Raw genomic sequence first — 23,637 nt, 5'->3', positions numbered from 1 at the left:
AATGCGGATCGGCATCGTGTGCCCGTACTCCTTCGACGTCCCCGGCGGGGTGCAGAACCACGTCATGGACCTGGCCGAGGCGCTGCTGGGGCTCGGCCACGAGGTGAGCGTGCTGGCCCCGGCCGACGAGGACGGGGCGCTGCCGCCGTACGTGGTGTCGGCCGGCCGGGCCGTGCCGCTGCCGTACAACGGGTCGGTGGCCCGGATCGCCTTCGGCCCGGTCTCCACGGCCCGGGTGCGGCGCTGGATCACCCGCGGCGACTTCGACGTGCTGCACGTGCACGAGCCGCTCACCCCCAGCCTGTCGATGCTCGCGGTGCTCTGCGCGCGGGGCCCGGTGGTGGCCACCTTCCACACCGCGATGACCCGGTCCCGGGTGCTCTCCGCCGCGCAGGGGGTGCTCCAGATCCTGCTGGAACGGCTCACCGCCCGGATCGCGGTGAGCGCGCTGGCCCGCAAGGTCCAGGTGGAGCACATGGACGGCGGGGCCGTGGAGATCCCCAACGGGGTGGCGGTGGCGAAGTTCGCCGGCGTCGAGCCGTTGCCCGGCTGGCCGGGGGAGTGCGCGCCGGGCACCGGCGGGACGCTCGGCTTCCTGGGCCGGTTCACCGAGCCGCGCAAGGGCTTCCCGATCCTGCGGGACGCCTTCGTCGCGCTCGCGCCGTACCGCCCGGGCCTGCGCCTGCTGGTCGCCGGGCCGGGCGACGCCGAGGACCTCTACGGGCAGTTCCCCGCCGAGCTGCGGGAGCGGGTGACCTTCCTCGGCATGGTCTCCGAGGCCGACAAACCTCGCATGCTGCGCAGCCTGCACCTTTACGTCGCACCGAACACCGGTGGGGAGTCCTTCGGGATGATCCTCACCGAGGCCCTCGCCGCCGGCACCACCGTGGTGGCCAGCGACCTGGACGCGTTCCGCCGGGTGCTGGACGGCGGGCGCGCCGGCCGGCTATTCCCCACCGGGGAAGCGGCGGCGCTGCGCGACGCCCTCACCGAACTGCTCGACGACGCCGGGCAGCGGGCCGGGTTGACCGCCGCCGGCGACCAGGTGGTCGCGAATTTCGACTGGCCCGTGGTTGCCCGGCGTGTTCTGGAGGTATACGCAGCGGCGATCGAGGCCACCGACGGCCGGGTCATGGACCAGGAATGGGCGGGGCTGGGCTGAACCTGGTGGCCGGTGGGGCCGCTGTGACGAGCGCGTCGACCGGTGCCCGCGCCGGCCGGGCGGGATGAGGAGCAGCACTACGATGCCGGGCATGTGGTGGGTGGTGGGCGCGGCGCTGGTGCTCGGGCTGGTGTCGGCGTACCTGATCTGGACCGCCGGCCGGGTCGAGCGGCTGCAGGCCCGCGCGGAGTCCGCCGCCCGGGCGCTCGACGCGCACCTGCTGCGCCGCGCGGCGGCCGCCGCGGTGCTGGCCGAGCAGCGCTACGGCGTCGAGCTGTACTCGGCCGCCCGGATCGCCCTGGACGCCGTCGGCGAGGAGCGCGAGGCCGCCGAGAACGACCTCACCCGGCAGTTGCGCACGGTGGAGCTGGACCCGGCGGACCCGGCCTGCGAGGCGGTGATCGCGGCCAGCCGGCGGCTCGCCCTGGCCCGGCAGGTCCACACCGACCTGGTCCGCGACGCCCGGGCGGCCCGTGGCCGCCCGCTGGTACGCCTGCTCCGGATGGGCCGCGGGCGGGAGTGGCCCCGCTACTTCGACGTCGACGACCCCACGGTCACCCCGAAGGCGGACGTCACCACGGGCTGAGCGGGCGGTGGCCCGAGTCCCGGTGACGCCGACCACAGAGCAGGCCACCGGGGGTCTGATTGGCTGTCGGACCGGCGTTGACCCCGTCGTAGCCTTCTCGCAGCCACCCCCGAAGCTCGTCCAAGGAGCGATGACCCGTGCCCGAATCCACCTCCCCGAACACCAACGCCAACCCCGTCGTCGGCACCGCCCGCGTCAAGCGGGGGATGGCCGAGATGCTCAAGGGCGGCGTGATCATGGACGTGGTCACCCCCGAGCAGGCCAAGATCGCCGAGGACGCCGGCGCCGTCGCCGTCATGGCGCTCGAGCGGGTGCCCGCCGACATCCGCGCCCAGGGCGGCGTCTCCCGGATGAGCGACCCGGACATGATCGACGGCATCATCAACGCCGTGTCGATCCCCGTCATGGCCAAGGCCCGGATCGGCCACTTCGTCGAGGCGCAGGTCCTCCAGTCCCTCGGCGTCGACTACGTCGACGAGTCCGAGGTGCTGACCCCGGCCGACTACGAGAACCACATCGACAAGTGGGCGTTCACCGTCCCCTTCGTCTGCGGCGCGACCAACCTGGGCGAGGCGCTGCGCCGGATCACCGAGGGCGCCGCCATGATCCGCTCGAAGGGCGAGGCCGGCACCGGCGACGTCTCCAACGCCACCACCCACATGCGGAAGATCCGCAAGGAGATCCGCCGGCTCCAGACGATGCCGGCCGACGAGCTGTTCGTGGCCGCCAAGGAACTCCAGGCGCCGTACGAGCTGGTCAAGGAGATCGCCGAGACCGGCAAGCTGCCGGTCGTGCTGTTCACCGCGGGCGGCATCGCCACCCCGGCCGACGCGGCCATGATGATGCAGCTCGGCGCCGAGGGCGTCTTCGTCGGCTCGGGCATCTTCAAGGCGGGCAACCCGGCCCAGCGCGCCGCCGCGATCGTGAAGGCCACCACCTTCCACGACGACCCGGACGTGCTGGCCAAGGTCTCCCGCGGCCTGGGCGAGGCGATGGTCGGCATCAACGTCGACGAGATCCCGCAGCCCCACCGCCTGGCCGAGCGCGGCTGGTGACGTGCAGAGGGGCCCCTTGTTAACGCCTCAGGTAGAGCAGGGGCCCCCTCCTAACGTGAGAGGACGTGACGTGACCACACCCGTCATCGGTGTGCTCGCCCTCCAGGGCGACGTGCGGGAGCACCTCGCCGCCCTGGCCGGGGCCGGCGCGGACGCCCGTCCGGTGCGCCGCGCGGCCGAGCTGGACGCGGTCGACGGCCTGGTGATCCCGGGCGGGGAGTCGACCACCATGAGCAAGCTCGCCGACATCTTCGAGATGCGCGAGCCGATCGACAAGCGGATCACCGGCGGCATGCCGGTCTACGGGTCCTGCGCCGGCATGATCATGCTGGCCGCCGAGGTGCTCGACGGCCGCCCCGACCAGCGCGGCTTCGCCGGCATCGACATGACCGTCCGGCGCAACGCGTTCGGCCGGCAGGTCGACTCGTTCGAGGCGCCGGTGGAGATCACCGGGGTCGGGGGCGAGCCGTTCCACGCCGTCTTCATCCGGGCCCCCTGGGTCGAGCGGGTCGGCGGGGCCGTCGAGGTGCTCGGCCGGGTCACGTCCGGGCCGGCCGCCGGCCGGATCGTCGCGGTGCGGCAGGGCCACCTGCTCGCCACCTCCTTCCACCCGGAACTCACCGGCGACCTGCGGCTGCACCGCTACTTCGTGGATCTCGTCCGGGCCGCCGCCTGACCGCACGCGGCGCTGTCCCGGGTGCGGGTGTGACATGCGGGGACGCCACGTCGGTAGGATTGCGGCGGTTCGGCAGGGCTCACCGCCCGCCGCCGCCCCCCAGCCGACCGCCCGGCGGTCCCGGTTCGGCGCGGGCGCGGACAGTCGACGCAGGCGTGGGTCAACAGACGGAGGTATGAGATGTCCGGCCACTCAAAGTGGGCGACCACCAAGCACAAGAAGGCCGTGATCGACGCCAAGCGCGGCAAGATGTTCGCCAAGCTGATCAAGAACGTCGAGGTGGCCGCCCGGACCGGCGGCGGGGACCCCGCCGGCAACCCGACCCTCTACGACGCCATCCAGAAGGCGAAGAAGAGCTCGGTGCCGAACGACAACATCGACCGCGCGGTCAAGCGCGGCTCCGGGCTGGAGGCCGGCGGCGCCGACTGGCAGACCATCATGTACGAGGGCTACGGCCCGAACGGCGTGGCGATGCTCATCGAGTGCCTCACCGACAACCGCAACCGGGCGGCGACCGAGGTGCGCACCGCCCTGACCCGCAACGGCGGCTCGCTCGCCGACGCCGGCTCGGTGTCGTACATGTTCTCCCGCAAGGGCGTGGTGATCGTCCCCAAGGAGGGCACCACCGAGGACGACGTGATGATGGCCGTGCTCGACGCGGGCGCCGAGGAGGTCAACGACCTCGGTGAGGCGTTCGAGGTGGTCTCCGAGCCGACCGACCTCATCCCGGTCCGCACCGCCCTGCAGGACGCCGGCATCGAGTACGAGTCGGCCGAGTCCTCCCTCATCCCCAGCGTCAACGTGCCGCTGGACGAGGAGGGCGCGCGCAAGATCTTCAAGCTGATCGACGTCCTCGAGGACTGCGACGACGTGCAGAACGTCTACGCCAACTTCGACGTCTCCGACGAGGTCATGGCCGCCGTCGGCTGACGGCCCCCGGACGCGACGGATCTCGCGCCGGACGACAGGATCGTCCGGCGCGAGATCGTGCCACGGGCCGTTGCTCAGGCCACGGTCTCCCGTGACCGCCAGGCCGTACGGATCGAGGTGCGGCCGTTGGTGCGCAGCAGCGCGCCCTCGTACACGCGGGCCCCGGCGAGCAGGAACCCGGCGGCCGCCGCCAGCAGCAGGACGAGCGCCACCACCGGCTCCCAGGCGGCCGCGTCCCCGGTGAACAGCCGCAGCGGCATGGCCGTCGGCGCGGAGAACGGCAGGTAGGACAGCACCCGCATGGCGGTCGTGTTGTCGTGGAGGAAGATCACCGCGAAGAACGGCAGCATCACGGTGAGCTGCACCGGCATCGACACGCCGCCGATGTCCTCCAGCCGGTTGACCAGCGCGCCGGCCGCCGCCCACATGGCCGCGATGAGCACGAAGCCCAGCAGGAAGAACGGCACGAACCAGCCGATCGCCGGCGCCAGCAGGGAGAGCAGCCCGCTGTCGTCGCCGAACGTCATGCCCGCGAGCGCGACCAGCGCGACCAGCGCGATCTGACCGAGGGCGAGGAGGGTGCCGGCGACGAGCTTGCCGGCGAGCAGCGCCCGGACCGGCACCGCGGCGACCAGGATCTCGACGATGCGGGTCTGCTTCTCCTCGATGATGCTCTGCGCGATCTGCACGCCGAAGCCCTGCGACGTCACGAAGAAGATGAACGCGAACGCGAACGGCACCAGGAAGGCCACCGCGGGATCCACCGCGTCCGGGTTCAGCAGCCGGACCGCGGGCCGGGTGCTCAGCGCGCCCACCACGTCGTCCGGCGCGTCGTCCATGGCGAGCACGGTCGGGCCCGCGACGACCGCGGCGTCCACGTCACCGTCGTGGACGGCCTGCTCGGCGGCCCGGTCGTCGGGCACGACCCGCACCTCCAGGCCGGCGGCCCGGAGCGGCTCGGCGGCCCGCTCGGTCACGGCCACGCTCGACGGTCCGCCGGCCAGCACCGCCGGCAGGATGGTCCCCGCCGCGGCGAGCAGCAGGAAGAACACGGTGCTGATCAGGAAGGTCCGGTCGCGCAGCTTGACCCGGATCTCCCGGGCGGCGACCAGGCGGGTGGCCTGCAGGGTGTTCACTGGGCGACCTCTCGGAAGATCTCGGTGAGGGAGGGGCGGACCGGGCGGAACGCGCGGACCGGGCCGCGGGCCAGTGCCGCGTGCAGGACCGGTTGTTCGTCGGTGTCGGGCGCGAGGTCGAACACGGCGCGGGCGCCGTCCAGGTCGACGAGGGTGACTCCGGGCTGGTCGCGCAGCCAGCCGGCGTCGGTCTCCACCACCAGTTCGAACCGGGGCGAGGTGTACGTCCGCCGCAGCTCCTCCCGGTCGCCGGCGGCCCGGATCACCCCGTCCGAGATGATCACCAGGTCGTCGCAGAGCCGCTCCACGACGTCGAGCTGGTGGCTGGAGAAGAGCACCGGCACACCGGCGGCGGCCCGCTCGCGCAGCACGCCGACGACGGTGTCGACGGCCAGCGGGTCGAGGCCGGAGAACGGCTCGTCGAGCACCAGCACCTCGGGCTCGTGCACCAGCGCGGCGGCGATCTGGGCGCGCTGCTGGTTGCCCAGCGACAGGGTCTCCAGCAGGTCGTCACCACGCTCGGCGAGACCCACCCGCTCCAGCAGGGCGTCCGTGGCGCGCCGGGCCGCCGCGGGGGCCATCCCGTGCAGCTGGCCCAGGTAGGTCACCTGTTCCCGGACGCTCATCTTCGGGTAGAGGCCGCGTTCCTCGGGCATGTAGCCGAAGCGCCGGCGGGCCTCCGCCGTCAGCGGCGCACCCTGCCAGGTCACGCGGCCGGCGTCGGCGGCGAGGACGCCGAGGATGATCCGCATGGTCGTGGTCTTGCCGGCGCCGTTGCCGCCCACGAAGCCGGTCATCCGGCCGGCTGCCACGTCGAAGGACACGTTCCTGAGCGCCGGACGGTCGCCGAAGCTTCGGTCGACGCCGTCGAGGCGGAGCACATCGGTCACGGCGACCACGCTAGAGCCGCGATCTTGGGCTGCCGTCCGTCCGTGGGTGGAGATCCGGCATCCCCCCGGCGACGGAGCCGGTCACCCGCCGGGCCGGACCACCCCCTGCTCGTACGCGAAGACCACCGCCTGGACCCGGTCGCGCAGGCCCAGTTTGGCGAGGACCCGGCTCACGTGGGTCTTCACCGTGGCCTCGCCGAGGTGCAGGTCGGCGGCGATCTCGGCGTTGCTCGCGCCCCGGGCGAGCAGGACGAGGACCTCCCGCTCCCGGGGGGTCAGCTCGTCCAGCGGCGCGCCACCCGCCGCCACACCTCCCGCCCACGTGCCGGCCGGCCGGGCGAAGGTGGCGATCACGCGCCGGGTCAGTTCCGGGGCGAGCAGCGCGTCACCACGGGCCAGCACCCGGATCGCCTCGACCAGCGACTCCGGGGTGCCGTTCTTCAGCAGGAAGCCGCTGGCCCCGGCCTGGAGGGCGGCGAAGAGATAATCGTCCCGGTCGAACGTGGTGAGGATGAGGACGGCCGGCCCGCCGGGGGAGCCCGGCGCGGTGATCTGCCGGGTCGCCTCCAGGCCGTTCATGCCGGGCATCTCCACGTCCATGAGCACCACGTCGGGGTGCAGCGCCTGCGTCATGCCCACCGCGCGCTCGCCGTCGGCCGCCTCGCCGACCACCGCCAGGTCGTCCTCCACCTCGAGGATGACCCGGAACCCGGTACGCACCAGGTGCTGGTCGTCGGCGAGCAGCACCCGGATCGGCCGGTCCACGCCGGGCACCCCGGCCGCGTCGGGCGCGGTCACGCCGCCTCCGTCAGGGCGACCGCCAGCGGGAAGCGGGCCCGGACGCGCCAGCCGCCGCCGGCCCGGGGGCCCGCCTCCAGCGCCCCGCCGTGGGTGGCGACCCGCTCGCGCATGCCGACCAGGCCCAGCCCGTCGGCGTTCGCCGGGTGGGTGGACCGTCCGTCGTCGGTCACGTCGACCTCGACCTCCCGGGCCAGGTAGCGGATCCGCACGTCGAGGGCGCCCACGCCGGTGGCGTGTTTGAGCACGTTGGTCACCGCCTCCTGGACGACCCGGTACGCCGCCTGGGACACCGACTCCGGGAGCGGGACCGCGTCGCCGTACACCCCGAGGGTGGCCCGCAGCCCGGCGTCGCGGGCCCGCTCCAAGACCGCGGCAACCTCGTCGATCCCGGCGGGCGGCCCACCGGGACCGGGGGCGCCGTCACCGGCGCGGAGCACGCCGAGCATGCGGCGCAGCTCGTCGACCGCCGTGCGCGCGGTCTCCTCGATCGCGGTCAGGGCCGTCCGGGCCTTGGCCTGGTCCCTGTCGAAGACCCGCCGCGCCGCCGACGCCTGCACCCCCATCACCGACACGTGGTGGGCGACCACGTCGTGCAGCTCGCGGGCGATCCGCACCCGTTCGCCGATCACCGCCCGCCCGCGCGCGTCGGCCTGGGAGCGGCGCAGCTCCTCGGCCCGCTCCGCCAGCTCGTGCTGCCGCCGGGCGGCCAGCCACGCGGTCTGGCCGAAGAAGTACGCGAAACCGAAGAAGAGGCCGTTGACCAGGACCCCGGTCACGATGGCGGCGAGCACGGGCGGCACCGGGCCGGCCGCGCGGGCGAACGCGTCCGGCGGGATGCTGCCGACGCTGACGGCGTAGTACACGCCGAGCCAGGCGAACATCGTGGCGATGACCCCGACGCGCAACCGGCGGGCCAGCCTGCGGTCCGGCCCCCAGGCGCCGAGCGAGTACAGCGCGGCGAACAGGGACCACGAGGAGAGCTGCGTCTCCGGGGCGGAGCGTGCCTGGGCGGCGATGAAGAGGGCCGACACGACGACGGTGGTGGTGGCCGGGAACCGTCGCCGCCAGATCAGCGGCAGGGTCACCGCGACGGTCCAGAGGACCTGCTCCGGCCAGGACGGCGGCGGGCCGAGCAGGAACGCGCCGGTGCTGTGGGTCAGGGTGAGGCTGAGCAGGGCCAGCACGGTCACGGCCAGCCCGCCGTAGAGGTCGAGGCGCAGGTGCTCGGGAGCAGGCCCGGGCCGGCGCCAGTTGTCGGCCGTCGCGGTGGTCACCTGACCAAGACTCTCATCCCGCCGGCCGGCGCCGATCGGGGTCCGGGGTCGGGGGCCGGTGACGGGCCGCCGGCCCGGCGCGGGGCCGGGCTGGCGGTGTCCGGGTCAGCAGGAGCCGCCCTGCCGGAAGTTCCGCTCGACGAAGGACGCCGGCCCGACCTCGAAGTAGCCGACACCGGGCCGGATCGGGTGGCCGGTGAACAGTTCCACCCGGGACCCGAACCGCACCAGGTACGCCTCGGCGTCGCCCGCGTCGTTGCGGATCAGCGCCCCGCGCCGCCCGTACCTGCGCTCCAGTTCGGAGAAGGACATGCCGACCGACGCGCCGGCGGGGGAGCGGGGCGGCACGGTCGCCGTGCCCACCGACACCAGCCGGCCGTTCCGGAAGGCCAGCAGGATCACCCCGGCCCAGGCCCCGGTGGCGCCGGCGTGCCGCACCCCGGCGCAGCCGGGCGCCGTCCAGTCGATCAGGCCGGCCGCCGAGAGGCGGTCCAGCCGGGCGCCGATCCGGTACGGCCCGGCACCGTGGACGCTGAGCACCCTGACCTCCGTGGCGGCGGAGGACGCCGGGCCGCCGGCCGGCGGGCGGACGTCGGTCGCCCGGGCCGCCGGGGCGCCGGCCGAGGCCGGGCCGGCGGCGGTCAGCGGGGCGACGGTGGTGAGGGCCAGCAGCCCCGTGAGGACGGTGGGCCAGAGTCGGTTCATGGCAGGTCTCCTTCCGGGTGGTTCTCCTGCCCTGTTGGTCTCCGGCCCGGCGGGTTCGGTTCGTCGGGTTCCCGACCGTCCGGCGCGGGACGCCCGGGCGGGGCCGCGGCGAGTACCAGGGTGCGGCTGCGGCGTCTACCGTCGACTCAACGGCGGCCGGGTGGCGCTCCCGGGGGTGATGCGATGACCGCGCCCACGCGGATCGGGGCGTACCGGGTGGAGCGACTGCTCGGGGCGGGGTCCTTCGCCACGGTCTGGCTCGCGCACGACCCGGTGCTCGACGGCCGGGTGGCGATCAAGGTGCTGGCCGAGAACTGGAGCCACGACCTGCGGGTCCGGGAACGTTTCCTGGACGAGGCCCGGCTGCTGCGGCGGCTCGACCACGACCGCCTGGTCCGGGTGCACGCCGTGGGTGAACTGCCCGACGGCCGCCCGTACGCCGTGCTGGCCTGGGCGGACGGCGGCAGCCTCCGGGACCGGCTGGCGCGTGGCACGCCGCCGGTGGCCGACGCCGTGACGCTGCTCGACGAGATCGCCGCGGGGGTCGCGGTGCTGCACCGGCACGGGGTGGTACACCGCGACCTGACGCCGGGCAACATCCTCTTCCGGTCGGGGTCCGGCCACGAGCGGGTGCTCATCGCCGACCTCGGCCTGGCCAAGGCGCTCGCCGCCGCCTCCGGGCTGACCGCCCGGGCGGGCACCCCCGGCTACATGGCGCCGGAGCAGGACGACCCGTTCGCCGTCGTCGACACCCGCGCGGACGTGTTCGGGCTGGGCCGCCTCGGGCTCCGGCTGCTCGGTGACGTCACGGTGCCGGCACACGTCCGGGAGGACCGGCGTGGCGGGAGGGCCCTGCCGCGGCTGCGGGTCGGTGTGCCGCCCGGGGTGGCCGCGGTGCTCCGCACCGCCACCGCCGCGCGGCCGGCCGACCGCTACCCGGACGCGGCGGCGTTCCGGGCGGCCCTCCGGCACGCCGCGACGGCCGCCACCGGGCGGGCCGCCCCGGGCCCCACCGGGCGGGCCGCGGCAACCGCCGCCGCGCCTTCCGGTGGGGCCGCACCCCGGCCGCGCCGGCGGCGGCTCGCCGCGTCGGCGGCGGTCGCCGTGCTGCTCGTCGCCCTGGGCGCCGCCGCGGGTGACGCCGCCGTCCGCACCCCGACGGGCGCCGTGGCACGCAGCGGGGCGTTGACCGTCGCACTCCCGGCCGGCTGGCGGGCCGGCGGCACCGGCTGGGCCGGGCAGTACGGCGACGACGGCGAGCTGGAGCCGGCGCTGGTGGTGTCACCGGACCCGGGCCGCTGGGGGGCGGACCCGCGCCTGCCCGGCGCCTTCATCGGCCTCTCCGCCGGCACGGCCCGCCGCACCACCCCCGAGGGCTTCCTCGCCGAACGCCCGCACGCGGACTGCGCCGCGGCGCCGCTGCGACCCACCCGGCAGGCCGGCATCGACTGGCTGGTCGCCGCGTTCGCCTGCCCCGGCGTCCGGTCGGTGATCGTCGAGGCCGCCGCGCGGGCCGCCGGTCCGGCCGGTCTCCTCTACGTGCAGGTCACCCCGCCGCCGGGCAGCGGCCCGGGCTTCGTGGACGACCTGCTCGCCGGGGTCCGGGTCCGGTAGGTCGCCCGGTCAGACCACCACGACCGTGATCGGGTACGCCCGGCCGTCCTGGGGGATGGTCACCACGACGGTGCCGGTCCGCACGAACCGGATGTCCACCACGCCGGCCTCGTAGCTGCGGGACACCAGATCCTCCCGGTCCACCGTGACCTCGCCCGGCCCGATGCCGCGGATGCGCAGCACCCCTCCGGTGGCGAAACAGAGCGACCGCACCAGCGCCAGCTCGGTCTCGGCGAGGACCAGGTCGTAGCGCACCGCCCCGAGGCAGGCGCCCGGCAGCGCGGTCGACGCCGGCGGGGCCGGACGGGTCGTCCGGCTACGGCTGGGCGCGGGGACGCGGCTCGGCGGGGCGGCCGTCGACGGCGCCGGGGCGGGAGCGGCGGAGGTGGGCGGCGCGGCGCCGACGGTGCTGGCCGCCGGGGTCGGTGGCCGGACCGGCAACGGCGAGACCGGGCGGCGGTCGGCGCAGCCCGCCATCCCGGCCAGGGCGGCCAGGGCGGCCAGGGCGGCCAGCCGGTGGCCTCGGCGCGGCGGCTCAGCCATCGGACATCCGCTGCCTGACCTGCCGGCGGGCCTCATGCAGCCGGGACTTGACGGTCCCCTCGGGCAGGTCGAGCAGACCGGCGATCTCGCGGTAGCTCAGCCCGAGCACGTCCCGCAGGGTCACCGCCTCGGCGAGCTCGGGCGGGACCGCGTCGAGCGCGTCGAGCAGGTCGAGCCGGGTGCCGGCCACCACGCTGGTCCGCCGCGGATCGGGCGGGTCGGGCAGCGGCACGGCGCCGGCCTCCAGCTGCCAGCGCCGCCGCAGGACCCGGTAGGTGGAGCGCGCCCGGTTCGCGGTGAGCCGGTAGAGCCAGGTGTGGAACGACGACCGCTCCTCGAACCGGGTGATCCCCCGGGCCAGGGCCAGCAGCGCGTCCTGGCAGGCCTCCTCGGCGTCCTGCCGGTGGGGCAGCAGGCGGGCGCACTGGCGCAGCACCTCGGGCCGCACGGCGACCAGCAGCGCGTCGAGCGCCCGCGGGTCGCCGCGGGCGGCCGACCGGGCCAGCTCGTCGGTACCGTCCGGGAGAGGCATCAGCGTGTCCAGTGCTCGCCGGTGTGCCGGGCCTCCAGGCTATGCCCGCCGCCGCCCGGCCGCCCCGGACGAGTCCGGCAGCCGACGCAACTCCCGGCCGCCTCGCCGCGGTCGCCGGGGGAAACTCGGCTGACCGCCCGGCCGCGACGCTCGTACCCTGCCGGCATGCTCGTTCCCGACCTGCCGCTGCGCACCGAGCGCCTGCTGCTGCGCGCCTTCACCCTCGCCGACCTGGCCGCCCTCCGCGACTACCGCGGCCGGCCGGAGGTCACCCGGTTCCTCTACCACGAGCCCTACAACGACGCCGCCGCCCGGGCGGCGGTGGACCGGATGGTGCGCCGGACCGCGCTGCGCCAGCCGGGTGACGTGCTCAACCTGGCCCTCGTCCTGGCGGAGACCGGCGAGTTCGTGGGCGACGTGCTGCTGAGCTGGACCAGCGGGGAGCACCGGCAGGGCGAGATCGGCTACGTCGCCCACCCCGACCACACCGGCCGGGGGTACGTCACCGAGGCGGCCCGGGAGATGCTGCGGCTGGGCTTCGACGGCCTCGGGCTGCACCGGATCGTCGGCCGGCTGGACGCCCGCAACACGGCCTCGGCCCGGGTGCTGGAACGCCTCGGGATGCGCCGCGAGGCGCACCTGCGGGAGAACGAGTTCGTCAAGGGCGAGTGGACCGACGAGGCCGTGTACGCCGTGCTCGCCCGCGAGTGGCGGGCCCGAACCGCCACCTCCTGAGCCGGCGCGGCCCGGCACCCGCGTGGGTGCCGGGCCGCGCCGGTCGTCGGCCTCAGTGCCGGTTGCGGTACGCCTTGATCGCGCTCTCGACGACGTCCCAGACGATGACCAGGACGGTGCCGGCCACCACGATCGTGGCGACGGTGTTGAGGTTCTCCTCGCGCCCGAGCCACTCGAAGCGGTCGACGAAGTCGGGGTTGAGCAGCCGGTCGGTCGACATCAGCCAGATGACCGGCACCGCGAACGCCAGGTCGAGCACCGCGTTCACGGCGACCAGCGGCCACGTCCACCGCCCGGCCCGGTACTTGGCGATCTCCAGGCCGACGCTGGCGACGAGCACGGCGATGAGGAACGGCAGCCAGAAGCTCCACAGTGCCGGATCGAGGATCGGCAGGTTGCCGTCGGCGCCGTTCGGCACGAACGAGTGGAAGTGCTGGATCGGCAGGTAGGCGATGACCAGCACCAGCCAGCCGATCGCGGCGGTGACGTCGACCAGGGTGATCTGCCGGTTGGTCTGCACCTCGGGGAGTTGGTCGACGCTCCACGCCGGCAGGTTCAGCGACGTGTTGGTCCGTTCGAGCACCGCGAAGGCCAGCGTGACCCAGAAGGCGATCTGGACCGCGACCTCCAGGGCGGTGGCGATGCCCGCGCCGACCGCGCCGCCGGGGTTCTCCCCGTCGGTGGCCTCCAGCAGGCCGACGATGATCCCCACGGTGGCCGGGACGAAGCTGAGCAGCAGCTTCATCAGCCGCTCCCAGGCCAGGTAGTAGGTCGGGCCGATGAGCTGGAGGCGCCGGTCGGCGTAGCGGGCGGCGAGCTGCGCGGGGTTGCCCAGCTCGGTGAGGACCTCGCGTTCGGCGGTGTCGGCGTCCCGGCCGTCGGCGCGACGGCCGTCGATCATGTCCTCGATCGAGCCGCGCAGCTCGGTCTCGATCTCGGCGCGCCGGGCGGCTGGCACCGTCCGCAGGGTGGCGGCGAGGTAACGGTCGGTCAGCGAGCTCATCGCTCCACTCCTTCGATCAGGCTGGTGAGAGAGGTCTGGACGGCGGCCAGGTCGTCGAGGAGTCGCCGGAGCAGGCTCTCGCCCTCGTCGCTGGTCCGGTAGAACTTGCGCGGTCGGCTCTCCTCGGTGTTCCACTCGCTGGTCAGCAGCCCCTGTTCCTCAAGGCGGCGCAGCAGCGGGTAGAGCGTGTTGGCGTCCACCGGGAAGCCGTGGCCGGTGAGCCGTTGCAGCAGTGCGTAGCCGTAGTCGGGACGGCGCAGGGCGACCAGGCTCGCCACCACGACGGTGCCCCGACGCAGTTCCTGGAGGTGGGTCCGGAGGATCTCGTCGGTGACCATGCATCACACGATAGTGTGTGCCACACACCATTGTCTAGTCCCACACCATCGTGTGACGCACGATGCTGTGGAGGAGACGCCGACCACCGTCGGCGCGGCCGGTGGAGCCGCGGAGTTGACCTCGGTAGGGTGGATCCCGGTCGGTTCCGACCGCCCAAGATCCATAGCTGGGGGGCGCCACGCATGGGCGATTCGTTCGCGCATCTGCACGTACACACCGAGTACTCGATGCTCGACGGGGCGGCCCGGCTCAAGGACCTCTTCGCCGAGGCCGCGCGGCTCGGCATGCCGGCGGTGGCGATCACCGACCACGGCAACATGCACGGCGCGAACGACTTCTACAAGCAGGCCACGGCCGCCGGGGTCAAGCCGATCCTCGGCGTCGAGGCGTACGTGGCGCCCGAGTCGCGCTTCCACAAGCAGCGGGTCAAGTGGGGGCGCCCGGAGCAGAAGAGCGACGACGTCTCCGGCAACGGCGCCATCACCCACATGACCATGTGGGCGGCGAACCGCGACGGCCTGCACAACCTGTTCAAACTCAACTCCCGCGCCTCCATGGAGGGCCACTACGTCAAGTGGCCCCGGATGGACATGGAGCTGATCGCCGAGCACGCCGAGGGGATCATGGCCACCACCGGCTGCCCCTCCGGCGCCGTGCAGACCCGGCTGCGGCTCGGCCAGTTCGACGAGGCGCTCAAGGTCGCCGCCGCCTACCAGGACATCTTCGGCAGGGACAACTACTTCCTGGAGATCATGGACCACGGCCTCGACATCGAGCGCCGCGTCCGGGACGGGCTCACCGAGATCGCCCGCAAGCTCGACATCCCGCCGGTGGTCACCAACGACTCGCACTACACCCACGAGGCGCAGGCCGAGGCGCACGACGTCCTGCTCTGCGTGCAGACCGGCAGCAACGTGGCCGACCCCAACCGGTTCCGCTTCGAGGGCGGCGGCTACTTCGTGAAGTCGGCCGAGCAGATGCGCGCCGTCGACTCGTCCGAGCTGTGGCAGCAGGGCTGCCGCAACACCCTGCTGGTGGCCGAGAAGGTCGACCCGGCCGGGATGTTCGAGTTCCACAACCTGATGCCGCGGTTCCCGATCCCCGAGGGCGAGACCGAGGAGTCCTGGTTCCGCAAGGAGACCTTCGCGGGGCTGGCCCGCCGCTTCCCGAACGGCATCCCCGAGGGCCACGTGGTCCAGGCGGAGTACGAGCTGGGCGTCATCATCCAGATGGGCTTCCCGTCCTACTTCCTCGTGGTCGCCGACTTCATCCAGTGGGCCAAGAGCCAGGGCATCGCGGTCGGCCCGGGCCGTGGGTCGGCCGCCGGCTCGCTGGTCGCGTACGCCCTGGGCATCACCGACCTGGATCCGATCCCGCACGGCCTGATCTTCGAGCGGTTCCTCAACCCCGAGCGCATCTCGATGCCGGATGTCGACATCGACTTCGACGAGCGCCGGCGCGGTGAGGTGATCCGGTACGTCACCGACAAGTGGGGCGAGGACAAGGTCGCGCAGATCGCCACCTTCGGCACCATCAAGGCGAAGGCCGCGATCAAGGACTCGGCGCGGGTGCTCGGCTACCCGTACGCGGTGGGCGACCGGATCACCAAGGCGATGCCCCCGGCCGTCATGGGCAAGGACATCCCGCTGTCCGGCATCTTCGACCCGAAGCACCCGCGCTACGCGGAGGCGGGCGAGATCCGCGGCCTCTACGAGTCCGACCCGGACGTCAAGAAGGTCATCGAGACGGCGAAGGGCATCGAGGGCCTGATCCGGCAGACCGGCGTGCACGCCGCCGGCGTCATCATGTCCGCCGAGCCGATCATCGAGCACATCCCGCTGATGCGGCGCGACGCCGACGGCGTCATCATCACGCAGTTCGACTACCCGACCTGCGAGTCGCTCGGGCTGCTGAAGATGGACTTCCTCGGCCTGCGCAACCTCACGATCATCGACGACGCGGTCAAGAACATCCAGCTCAACCACGGCAAGGAGCTGGACCTGCTGGGCCTGCCGCTGGACGACAAGGCGGCCTACGAGCTGCTCGCCCGCGGCGACACGCTGGGCGTGTTCCAGCTCGACGGCGGGCCGATGCGCTCGCTGCTGCGGCTCATGAAGCCGGACAACTTCGAGGACATCTCCGCCGTGCTGGCGCTCTACCGGCCCGGCCCCATGGGCGTGGACTCGCACACCAACTACGCGCTGCGCAAGAACAGCCTCCAGGACATCACCCCGATCCACCCGGAGCTGGAGGAGCCGCTGCAGGAGATCCTCGCCCCCACCTACGGCCTGATCGTCTACCAGGAGCAGGTGCAGCGCGCCGCGCAGATCCTCGCCGGCTACACCCTGGGCCAGGCGGACCTGCTGCGCCGGGCGATGGGCAAGAAGAAGAAGGAGATCCTCGACAAGGAGTTCATCCCGTTCCGGGACGGCTGCCGCGAGCGCGGCTACTCCGACGAGGCCATCCAGGCCGTGTGGGACGTCCTCGTCCCGTTCGCCGGCTACGCGTTCAACAAGGCGCACTCCGCCGCCTACGGCCTGGTGTCGTACTGGACCGCGTACCTCAAGGCGCACTACCCGGCCGAATACATGGCGGCGCTGCTCACCTCGGTCGGCGACGACAAGGACAAGATGGCGCTCTACCTCTCCGAGTGCCGCCGGATGCGCATCCAGGTCCTCCCGCCGGACGTCAACACCTCCGCCGGGCCGTTCACGCCGGTCGGCGAGGACATCCGGTTCGGCCTGGCCGCCGTGCGCAACGTCGGCGCGAACGTGGTGGCCGCGATCATGCGGTGCCGCGAGGAGAAGGGCGAGTACGCCGACTTCTACGACTTCCTGTCCAAGGTGGACGCGGTCGCCTGCAACAAGAAGACCATCGAATCGCTGATCAAGGCGGGCGCCTTCGACTCGCTGGGGCACAGCCGCAAGGGCCTGCTCGCCGTGCACGCCGACGCCATCGACGCGTACGCCGACGTCAAGCGCAAGGAGGCCGTCGGCCAGTACGACCTGTTCGGCGCCGGCTTCGGCGACGCGGACACCGGCGGCAGCACCACGGTGATGCCGGTCATCGGCGACAGCGAGTGGGACAAGCGGGACAAGCTCGCCTTCGAGCGCGAGATGCTCGGCCTGTACGTCTCCGACCACCCGCTCTTCGGCCTGGAGCACGTGCTCGGCGCCGCGGCCGACACCACCATCGCCGCCCTCTCCGAGGAGGGCACCGTGCCCGACGGCGCGGTGGTCACCCTCGCCGGCATCCTCTCCGGCGTGCAGCGCCGGGTCACCAAGCAGGGCCGGGCGTGGGCCTCGGCCACCCTGGAGGACCTGGCCGGCGGGGTCGAGACGCTGTTCTTCCCCAACACCTACGAGGTGATCGGGCAGTACATCGCCGAGGACGCCATCGTCGTGGTGAAGGGCCGGGTCGACCGCCGCGACGACACGCCCCGGATCATGGCGATGGACATGCAGATGCCCGACATCAGCAGCAACCCGGCGAACAAGCCGGTCACCCTCACCATCCCGGTGCACCGCTGCACGCCGCCGCTCGTGGAGAAACTCAAGGAGACCCTGGTGCTGCACCCGGGCGACACCGAGGTGCACGTCAAGCTGCTCAACGGCGGCAAGACCACCACGCTGCGCCTGGGCCCGTTCCGGGTGGCGGCCACCACCGCGCTGATGGGCGACCTGAAGAGCGTCCTCGGCCCGGCCAACGTGAGCTGACCGCCCGTCGCGTGCCCGCCACCCCGCTGCTGCGCGTCCGGGACCTGGTGCCCGACTTCCTCGCCTGCCTCGACGAGTGCGCGGGGACGCCCGCGGCGGGTTGGCCGGACCGCTGGCGGTCCCGGTACCTTGCCCGGCACCCCGACGTGTTCCGGGCGCTGGACCGGGGCGGCACCTGGTCCGGCGCCGAGGAGGTGGCCGAGGTGCTGCTCGGGCTCCGCGACCGGGCCGCCGACCTAGCGGACCGCACCGAGGCGGTACGCGCCCTCCTGCCGTCCGGTGTGGCCGCGGTATGTGACGCGCTGGCCTGGTCGGACACCGCCGACCCGGTCGAGTGCGTGGTGCTGGTCGGGCTGCACCGGGCCAACGGGTGGGCCGACGAACTCGACGGCCGGTTCGCGCTCTTCCTCGCCGTGGAACAACTCGGCCCGCCCGGCGACGACCGGCTTCTCGTGCTGCACGAGGCCGCGCACGTCGTGCACGACCGCCGGGCGGGGATCCACGCGTGGCCCGACCACGGGGTGGCGAACGCCCTGTTCACCGAGGGCCTGGCCACCCAGGTGTCGGCGGAGGTCGACCCCGGCCGGCCGGACGAGGACTATCTGTGGTTCGGTCGCCCCGGCTACCGGGCCTGGCTGGCGGAGTGCCGCGACCGCTGGCCGGAGATCCTGGGCCGGGTCCGCGCCGACCTCGACGCCACCGACCGGGAGCACCACGCCGCCTACTTCCTCATGCGGGACTCGCCGCTCGGCGGGGACCTGCCCAAGCGGTGCGGCTACCTGGTCGGCCTGGCGGCGGTGCGGCGGCTCCGGGAGCGCCACACACTGCCGGAGATCGCCGCCTGGCCGCTGCGCCGGGTCCGGGCGGAGCTGGGCGCGGCGCTCGTGGACCTCCCCGTGCCCGCCTGAGCCCCGGCGTCCTGCCCGACGGTCACACCGGCCGGTACTCGACCTCGGGGCGGCCGGGGGTGCCGTAGCGGGGTGCCCGGACCGCGCGGTCGGCGGACACCAGATATTCCAGGTAGCGCCGCGCGGTCACCCGTGAGATCCCGGTGCGCCCGCTGACCTCGGTGGCGGAGAGCCCGCCGTCGCCGAGGGCGGCCAGCACGGTGTGCAGGGTCTGCTCGTCCAGGCCCTTGGGCAGGGTGTGGCGGGTCGCGCCGCGCAGGGTGGCGAACATCCGGTCCACCTCGTGCTGGGCGGCCACCTCGCCGTCGGCGAGGGCCTGGCGCCGGTAGTCGGCGTACCGCTCCAGCTTGTCGCGGAACGCGGCGAAGGTGAACGGCTTGAGCAGGTAGTGGGTCACCCCGAGGGACACCGCGGTGCGCACCACCGCGAGGTCACGTGCCGAGGTCACCGCGAGCACGTCCACGCTGCTGCCCGCCGCGCGCAGGGCCCGGCACACGTCGAGGCCGTGCAGGTCGGGCAGCCGGAAGTCGAGCAGGACCAGGTCGACGTCGGCGCCGCCGCGCTGGCGCAGCGCCGCCATCGCGTCCCGCGCCGTGTGCGCCACGCCGACCACCACGAAGCCGGGCACCCGTTCGGTGTACGCCCGGTGCGCCTCGGCCAGCAGCGGCTCGTCCTCCACCACCAGCACCCGGACGTCGCTCATCGGGCCACCCGCGGGACCGGCAGCCGGACGGTGAACACCGTCTCCCCGTCGTCGGTGCGGGTGACCTCCGACGCGCCGTCGTGCCGGCGCACCACCTGCCCGACCAGCGCCAGACCGAGCCCCCGGCCGGCGCTCTTGGTGGACCAGCCGCGCCGGAAGGCGTCCGCCACCCGGTCCGGGTCCAGCCCGGGGCCGCTGTCGCCGACCCGGACCACCAGCTCGTCGTCGACCGTGCCGACGAAGACCCGCACCCGGCGCGGCGGCGGGGTGCCGGCGACCGCTTCCAGGGCGTTGTCGACCAGGTTGCCGACCACGGTGAGCAGGTCGGTGGTGGGCAGGGGGCTGTCGTCGAGCCGGCAGTCCGGCTCGACCACCAGGTCCACGCCGCGCTCGCCGGCCCGCGCCGACTTGCCGAGCAGCAGGGCGGCCAGCGCGGGCTCGGTCACCGCGCCGACCACCCGGTCGGTGAGCTGCTGGGCGAGCGCCAGGTCGCGGGTCGCCAGCCGGACCGCCTCGTCGGTGCGGCCCAGCTCCACGAGGGTGAGCACGGTGTGCAGGCGGTTCGCCGACTCGTGGGTCTGCGCCTGCAGCGCCTCGGTGAGGGCGCGGACCGAGTCCAGCTCGCTGGCCAGGTTTCGTAGCTCGGTCTGGTCGCGCAGGGTCAGCACGGTGCCGAGCGCCGCGCCCTCGAAGCGGGTCGTGCGCTGGTTGGCCACCAGCACCCGGTCGCCGGCCAGGATCGGCTCGTCGTGCGCGTCCCGGCCGGAGTCGAGCAGCTCGGCCACCGCCGGAGGCAGCTCGATCCCGGCGACCGGCCGGTCGGTCACCGCGGCGTCGTCGGCCAGCCCGAGCAGCCGGCGCCCCTCGTCGTTGACCAGCGCCACCCGGCGGTCCCGGGTCAGCACCAGCAGCCCCTCGCGGACGGAGTGCAGGACCGCGTCGTAGTACTCGTACATCCGGGTCATCTGGCTCGGGCCGAGACCGTGTGTCTGCCGGCGGAGCCGGCGGCTGAGCAGCCAGGACCCGGTGGCCGCAAGGGCCAGGGCTGGTGCGGCGGCGCCGAGCAGCACCGGCACCTGGGCGAGCAGCTTCCGGTTGATCTCCCGGGTGGTGATGCCCACCGAGACCAGCCCGATGATCCGGTGCCGGTCGTCGTACACGGGGACGACCGCGCGCACCGACTCGCCGAGCGTGCCGACGTTGGTGACGGTGAACGGCTCGCCGGAGAGGGCCGGGCCGATGTCGCCGATGAACGGCTGCCCGACGAGCTGCGGGCTCGGGTGCGAGTAGCGGGTCCGGTCCGGGGCCATCACCACCACGAAGTCCGTTCCGGTGGCGACGCGGGTGGCCTCCGCGTACGGCTGGAGGGTGGCCGGCGGGTCGGCGCTGGTGAGCGCGGCGCGGACGTTGGGGGAGCCGGCGACGGCCTGCGCCACGGCCAGCACCTCGTCCTCGGCGGCCTGGTGGGAGTCGCTGCGGGCCAGCCAGACGGCGCCGGCCGCGCCGGCCAGCACGAGCAGCGTCACCACCACCGCCTGGAGGGCGAAGAGCTGCCCCGCGATGCTCCACTGCCGTCGGGCCACGTTCCCCCTCCTTCCGTCACCGGGTCGCCGGCAAGTCTGGCGCACGCTCCCGGTGCGGTTTCGGCCGTGCGCTGCACGGGTGAACAGAATGAACGCAAGCGTGCCCCGGGGTGAGATTGGCCTCACATTGTGGGCATGGACACCACCACCCCACCCACCCCCGCGGACGCCCGGCCCGCCCGCCGGGACCGGACCCGGTACCTCTACCTGGCGGTCATCCTGGCCGTCGTCGCCGGCATCGTGGTCGGCCTCGCCGCGCCCGAGGTCGGCAAGGAGCTGAAGCCGCTGGGCACCGGCTTCGTGAACCTGATCAAGATGATGATCAGCCCGGTCATCTTCTGCACCATCGTCCTGGGCGTCGGGTCCGTGCGGCAGGCGGCCCGGGTCGGCAAGGTCGGCGGCCTCGCGCTCGGCTACTTCCTGCTCATGTCGACGGTGGCGCTCGCCATCGGCCTCGTGGTCGGCAACATCGTCCATCCCGGCTCGGGCCTGAACCTCGGCCCGGAGGTGGCCGACGCGGGCAAGTCCGCCGCCGGCGGGGAGAGCGGCGACACCGTCGAGTTCCTGCTCGGCGTCATTCCCACCTCGCTCTTCTCGGCGCTGACCGAGGGCTCGGTGCTCCAGACGCTGCTCGTCGCCCTGCTGGTCGGCTTCGCCGTGCAGGCCATGGGCCGGCGCGGTGAGCCGGTGCTGCGGGCCGTGGGGATCATCCAGCGCCTCGTCTTCAAGGTGCTCGCGATGATCATGTGGGTGGCCCCGATCGGCGCGTTCGGTGCGATCGCCGCGGTGGTCGGTGCGACCGGCGTGGACGCGCTGACCAGCCTGGCCCAGATCATGCTCGGCTTCTACGCCACCTGCCTGATCTTCGTGATCGTGGTGCTCGGCACGCTGCTGCGCCTGGTGTCGGGTGTCTCGATCTTCTCCCTGCTGCGTTACCTGGGCCGGGAGTTCCTGCTCATCCTCTCCACCTCGTCGTCGGAGTCGGCGCTGCCCCGGCTCATCGCCAAGATGGAGCACTTCGGCGTCAGCAAGCCGGTCGTCGGCATCACGGTGCCGACCGGCTACTCCTTCAACCTCGACGGCACCGCGATCTACCTGACCATGGCCGCGCTGTTCATCGCCGACGCGCTGGGCAAGCCCCTGGCGATCGGCGAGCAGATCGGCCTGCTGGCCTTCATGATCATCGCCTCGAAGGGTGCGGCCGGGGTGACCGGCGCGGGCCTGGCCACCCTGGCCGGCGGTCTCCAGTCGCACCGGCCGGACCTGGTCGACGGGGTCGGCCTGATCGTCGGCATCGACCGGTTCATGTCCGAGGCCCGGGCGCTGACCAACTTCGCCGGCAACGCGGTGGCCACCGTGCTGGTCGGCACCTGGACCGGCGAGTTCGACCGGGCGCAGGCCCAGGCCGTGCTCAGCGGGCAGCGGCCGTTCGACGAGACCACCATGCTCGACGACGAGGACCCGGACGACGAGAGGGCCGAGCCGGCCACACCGTCGGCCGCCCTGGCCGACACGACGGCCTGAGCCGACCTGCGCCCCGGGCCCGCCCGACCCCCGTTCGGCGGGCCCGGCCGGCGTACCCCTTCCGGCGCCCCTGGCGTGGCCGGTGGCCCCGGCCGGTGGGGACCACGAGCCCGGGATTGGCCGTCCCGGTGGCCGGAGATGATGGTTAGCGTCGATGGCATGGACGTGGAGCAGGCGCAGAAGCTGTGGCAGCCGGAGCCCGGCTGGCTGAACACCGCCAGTTACGGGCTGCCGCCCGAGCCAGCCTGGCAGGCGTTGCAGGACGCCCTGGCGGACTGGCGGGTCGGCCGGATCTCCTGGGAGGGCTGGGGCGGGGCCGCCGAGCGGGCCCGCGCCGGGTTCGCCCGGCTGGTCGGGGTGGCCCCGACGGACGTGACGATCGGCAGCACCGCCTCGCAACTGCTCGCCCCGGTGGCCGCCGCGCTGCCGGCCGGCGCGACGGTGGTCGTCCCGGAGGTGGAGTTCACCTCCAACCTTTTCCCCTGGCTCGTGCAGCAGGAGCGGGGCGTCCGGGTCCGGACCGTGCCGCTCGCCGGCCTGGCCGACGCGATCGACGGCGACACCGACCTGGTCGCGTTCAGCCTCGTGCAGTCCGCCGACGGGGCCGTGGCCCCGTACGAGACGATCGTCGCGGCGGCGCGGGCGCACGGCGCGCTCGTCGCGGTCGACGCCACCCAGGCCGCCGGGTGGCTGCCCTTCGACGCGGGACTGGCCGACGTGGTGGCCGTGGCCGCGTACAAGTGGTTGATGGCGCCGCGCGGCGCGGCCTTCGGCTACCTGGCCCCGGCGCTGCGGGAGCGGCTGCGGCCCGACGCCGCCGGGTGGTACGCGGGCGCCGACCCGCACGCCTCCTACTACGGCCCCCCGCTGCGGCTGGCCGACGACGCGCGGCGCTTCGACATCTCGCCGGCCTGGTTCAGCTATGTGGGCGCCGCCCCCGCCCTCGAACTGCTCGCCGAGATCGGGTTGCCCGCCGTGCACGCCCACGACGTGGCGCTGGCCAACCGGTTCCTCGCCGGGCTGGGCCGGCCGCCCGGCGACAGCGCGATCGTGGCCGTCGAGGTGCCGGGCGCGCAGGAGAAGCTGGCCCGGGCCGGGGTGCGGGCAGCGGTCCGCGCCGGGCGGGTCCGCGCCGCGTTCCACCTCTACACCACCGAGGAAGACGTCGACCTGGCCCTGGCGGCGCTGACCGGCTGAGGCGGTGGCTCCCGCCCCGGGACCG

General features: G+C 73.8%; 22 protein-coding genes. 11 read left to right on the top strand and 11 right to left on the bottom strand.

The genetic code is table 11. From position 1 onward, the window contains the following. The first annotated feature begins 1 nt into the window (after nt 1). The 5 genes from ABZS80_RS15835 (at nt 2) to ABZS80_RS15815 (ending at nt 4,409) form a co-directional block, all read left to right on the top strand. On the top strand, nt 2-1,162 hold the full coding sequence (locus ABZS80_RS15835; protein ID WP_355056361.1) for a glycosyltransferase family 4 protein: 1,161 nt from the start codon (nt 2-4) through the stop codon (nt 1,160-1,162). An 82-nt stretch (nt 1,163-1,244) separates the two neighbouring features. After that, nucleotides 1,245-1,748: a hypothetical protein gene (locus ABZS80_RS15830; protein WP_355056360.1), complete on the top strand. Its 504-nt coding sequence runs from the start codon at nt 1,245-1,247 to the stop codon at nt 1,746-1,748. 137 nt (nt 1,749-1,885) lie between these two features. Next, nucleotides 1,886-2,803: a pyridoxal 5'-phosphate synthase lyase subunit PdxS gene (pdxS, locus tag ABZS80_RS15825; protein ID WP_355056359.1), complete on the top strand. Its 918-nt coding sequence runs from the start codon at nt 1,886-1,888 to the stop codon at nt 2,801-2,803. Nucleotides 2,804-2,873: 70 nt separating this feature from the next. Continuing rightward, a complete protein-coding gene (pdxT, locus tag ABZS80_RS15820) occupies nt 2,874-3,479 on the top strand; it encodes a pyridoxal 5'-phosphate synthase glutaminase subunit PdxT (RefSeq protein WP_355056358.1) in 606 nt (201 codons plus the stop codon). Between the two features lie 180 nt (nt 3,480-3,659). Continuing rightward, on the top strand, nt 3,660-4,409 hold the full coding sequence (locus tag ABZS80_RS15815) for a YebC/PmpR family DNA-binding transcriptional regulator (RefSeq protein ID WP_151464323.1): 750 nt from the start codon (nt 3,660-3,662) through the stop codon (nt 4,407-4,409). Nucleotides 4,410-4,483: 74 nt separating this feature from the next. Here ABZS80_RS15815 and ABZS80_RS15810 read toward each other — a convergent pair whose 3' ends face one another. The 5 genes from ABZS80_RS15810 to ABZS80_RS15790 form a co-directional block, all read right to left on the bottom strand. Beyond that, complete coding sequence (locus tag ABZS80_RS15810; RefSeq protein ID WP_355056357.1) at nt 4,484-5,545, bottom strand: ABC transporter permease; 1,062 nt, start codon at nt 5,543-5,545, stop codon at nt 4,484-4,486. After that, complete coding sequence (locus ABZS80_RS15805; RefSeq protein ID WP_355056356.1) at nt 5,542-6,435, bottom strand: ATP-binding cassette domain-containing protein; 894 nt, start codon at nt 6,433-6,435, stop codon at nt 5,542-5,544. The genes ABZS80_RS15810 and ABZS80_RS15805 overlap by 4 nt, the downstream gene beginning before the upstream one ends. Before the next feature lie 81 nt (nt 6,436-6,516). Further along, a complete protein-coding gene (locus ABZS80_RS15800; RefSeq protein WP_355056707.1) occupies nt 6,517-7,200 on the bottom strand; it encodes a response regulator transcription factor in 684 nt (227 codons plus the stop codon). A gap of 29 nt (nt 7,201-7,229) precedes the next feature. After that, nucleotides 7,230-8,510, bottom strand: coding sequence for a sensor histidine kinase (locus ABZS80_RS15795; protein ID WP_355056355.1), 1,281 nt, complete (start codon nt 8,508-8,510; stop codon nt 7,230-7,232). A gap of 105 nt (nt 8,511-8,615) precedes the next feature. Continuing rightward, on the bottom strand, nt 8,616-9,215 hold the full coding sequence (locus ABZS80_RS15790; RefSeq protein WP_355056354.1) for a hypothetical protein: 600 nt from the start codon (nt 9,213-9,215) through the stop codon (nt 8,616-8,618). 183 nt (nt 9,216-9,398) lie between these two features. Between ABZS80_RS15790 and ABZS80_RS15785 the strand changes: the two genes are divergently transcribed. After that, nucleotides 9,399-10,829, top strand: a complete 1,431-nt coding sequence (locus ABZS80_RS15785) for a serine/threonine-protein kinase (protein ID WP_355056353.1) — start codon at nt 9,399-9,401, stop codon at nt 10,827-10,829. A 9-nt stretch (nt 10,830-10,838) separates the two neighbouring features. Here ABZS80_RS15785 and ABZS80_RS15780 read toward each other — a convergent pair whose 3' ends face one another. Both ABZS80_RS15780 and ABZS80_RS15775 read right to left on the bottom strand, forming a co-directional pair. Further along, a complete protein-coding gene (locus tag ABZS80_RS15780; protein ID WP_355056352.1) occupies nt 10,839-11,372 on the bottom strand; it encodes a hypothetical protein in 534 nt (177 codons plus the stop codon). Then, nucleotides 11,365-11,904, bottom strand: a complete 540-nt coding sequence (locus ABZS80_RS15775; protein ID WP_355056351.1) for an RNA polymerase sigma factor — start codon at nt 11,902-11,904, stop codon at nt 11,365-11,367. The genes ABZS80_RS15780 and ABZS80_RS15775 overlap by 8 nt, the downstream gene beginning before the upstream one ends. 165 nt (nt 11,905-12,069) lie before the next feature. Here ABZS80_RS15775 and ABZS80_RS15770 point away from each other — a divergent pair, with 165 nt between their 5' ends. Beyond that, a complete protein-coding gene (locus ABZS80_RS15770) occupies nt 12,070-12,639 on the top strand; it encodes a GNAT family protein (protein WP_151464331.1) in 570 nt (189 codons plus the stop codon). Nucleotides 12,640-12,691: 52 nt separating this feature from the next. Here ABZS80_RS15770 and ABZS80_RS15765 read toward each other — a convergent pair whose 3' ends face one another. Both ABZS80_RS15765 and ABZS80_RS15760 read right to left on the bottom strand, forming a co-directional pair. Next, entirely contained in the window at nt 12,692-13,642 is a 951-nt protein-coding gene (locus tag ABZS80_RS15765; RefSeq protein WP_355056350.1) for a permease prefix domain 1-containing protein, read from the bottom strand. Further along, nucleotides 13,639-13,980: a PadR family transcriptional regulator gene (locus ABZS80_RS15760; protein WP_151464333.1), complete on the bottom strand. Its 342-nt coding sequence runs from the start codon at nt 13,978-13,980 to the stop codon at nt 13,639-13,641. The genes ABZS80_RS15765 and ABZS80_RS15760 overlap by 4 nt, the downstream gene beginning before the upstream one ends. 183 nt (nt 13,981-14,163) lie before the next feature. Here ABZS80_RS15760 and dnaE point away from each other — a divergent pair, with 183 nt between their 5' ends. Further along, nucleotides 14,164-17,697: a DNA polymerase III subunit alpha gene (dnaE, locus tag ABZS80_RS15755; protein ID WP_355056349.1), complete on the top strand. Its 3,534-nt coding sequence runs from the start codon at nt 14,164-14,166 to the stop codon at nt 17,695-17,697. Nucleotides 17,698-17,708: 11 nt separating this feature from the next. Continuing rightward, nucleotides 17,709-18,605 carry a hypothetical protein gene (locus ABZS80_RS15750; RefSeq protein WP_355056348.1) on the top strand — a complete coding sequence of 299 codons (897 nt, stop codon included), beginning with the start codon at nt 17,709-17,711 and terminating at the stop codon, nt 18,603-18,605. Nucleotides 18,606-18,627: 22 nt separating this feature from the next. On the opposite strand, the gene ABZS80_RS15745 is transcribed toward ABZS80_RS15750, so the two are convergent. Together ABZS80_RS15745 and ABZS80_RS15740 are read right to left on the bottom strand one after the other, a co-directional pair. Continuing rightward, nucleotides 18,628-19,308, bottom strand: coding sequence for a response regulator (locus ABZS80_RS15745; RefSeq protein ID WP_151464336.1), 681 nt, complete (start codon nt 19,306-19,308; stop codon nt 18,628-18,630). After that, the gene (locus ABZS80_RS15740; protein ID WP_355056347.1) at nt 19,305-20,891 is read right to left on the bottom strand and encodes a sensor histidine kinase; all 1,587 of its coding nucleotides are present in this window, start codon (nt 20,889-20,891) and stop codon (nt 19,305-19,307) included. The genes ABZS80_RS15745 and ABZS80_RS15740 overlap by 4 nt, the downstream gene beginning before the upstream one ends. 135 nt (nt 20,892-21,026) lie before the next feature. Here ABZS80_RS15740 and ABZS80_RS15735 point away from each other — a divergent pair, with 135 nt between their 5' ends. Next, nucleotides 21,027-22,415, top strand: coding sequence for a cation:dicarboxylase symporter family transporter (locus tag ABZS80_RS15735; protein WP_355056346.1), 1,389 nt, complete (start codon nt 21,027-21,029; stop codon nt 22,413-22,415). A gap of 159 nt (nt 22,416-22,574) precedes the next feature. Beyond that, nucleotides 22,575-23,612, top strand: coding sequence for an aminotransferase class V-fold PLP-dependent enzyme (locus ABZS80_RS15730; protein WP_355056345.1), 1,038 nt, complete (start codon nt 22,575-22,577; stop codon nt 23,610-23,612). Nucleotides 23,613-23,637: the final 25 nt, after the last annotated feature.

This window comes from Micromonospora sp. NPDC005305 (genome assembly GCF_040607315.1).
Classification (GTDB): Bacteria; Actinomycetota; Actinomycetes; order Mycobacteriales; family Micromonosporaceae; genus Micromonospora.
The sequence above is the reverse complement of the archived record's forward strand: the minus strand, read 5'-3'. Positions and strand labels throughout refer to the sequence as shown.

Coding starts and splice junctions, on each gene's coding strand:
- ABZS80_RS15835 (WP_355056361.1), top strand. CDS start 2: ATGCGGATCGGCATCGTGTGCCCGTACTCCTTCGACGTCCCCGGCGGG.
- ABZS80_RS15830 (WP_355056360.1), top strand. CDS start 1,245: ATGCCGGGCATGTGGTGGGTGGTGGGCGCGGCGCTGGTGCTCGGGCTG.
- ABZS80_RS15815 (WP_151464323.1), top strand. CDS start 3,660: ATGTCCGGCCACTCAAAGTGGGCGACCACCAAGCACAAGAAGGCCGTG.
- ABZS80_RS15790 (WP_355056354.1), bottom strand. CDS start 9,215: ATGAACCGACTCTGGCCCACCGTCCTCACGGGGCTGCTGGCCCTCACC.
- ABZS80_RS15785 (WP_355056353.1), top strand. CDS start 9,399: ATGACCGCGCCCACGCGGATCGGGGCGTACCGGGTGGAGCGACTGCTC.
- ABZS80_RS15780 (WP_355056352.1), bottom strand. CDS start 11,372: ATGGCTGAGCCGCCGCGCCGAGGCCACCGGCTGGCCGCCCTGGCCGCC.
- ABZS80_RS15775 (WP_355056351.1), bottom strand. CDS start 11,904: ATGCCTCTCCCGGACGGTACCGACGAGCTGGCCCGGTCGGCCGCCCGC.
- ABZS80_RS15770 (WP_151464331.1), top strand. CDS start 12,070: ATGCTCGTTCCCGACCTGCCGCTGCGCACCGAGCGCCTGCTGCTGCGC.
- ABZS80_RS15765 (WP_355056350.1), bottom strand. CDS start 13,642: ATGAGCTCGCTGACCGACCGTTACCTCGCCGCCACCCTGCGGACGGTG.
- ABZS80_RS15760 (WP_151464333.1), bottom strand. CDS start 13,980: ATGGTCACCGACGAGATCCTCCGGACCCACCTCCAGGAACTGCGTCGG.
- dnaE (WP_355056349.1), top strand. CDS start 14,164: ATGGGCGATTCGTTCGCGCATCTGCACGTACACACCGAGTACTCGATG.
- ABZS80_RS15745 (WP_151464336.1), bottom strand. CDS start 19,308: ATGAGCGACGTCCGGGTGCTGGTGGTGGAGGACGAGCCGCTGCTGGCC.
- ABZS80_RS15735 (WP_355056346.1), top strand. CDS start 21,027: ATGGACACCACCACCCCACCCACCCCCGCGGACGCCCGGCCCGCCCGC.
- ABZS80_RS15730 (WP_355056345.1), top strand. CDS start 22,575: ATGGACGTGGAGCAGGCGCAGAAGCTGTGGCAGCCGGAGCCCGGCTGG.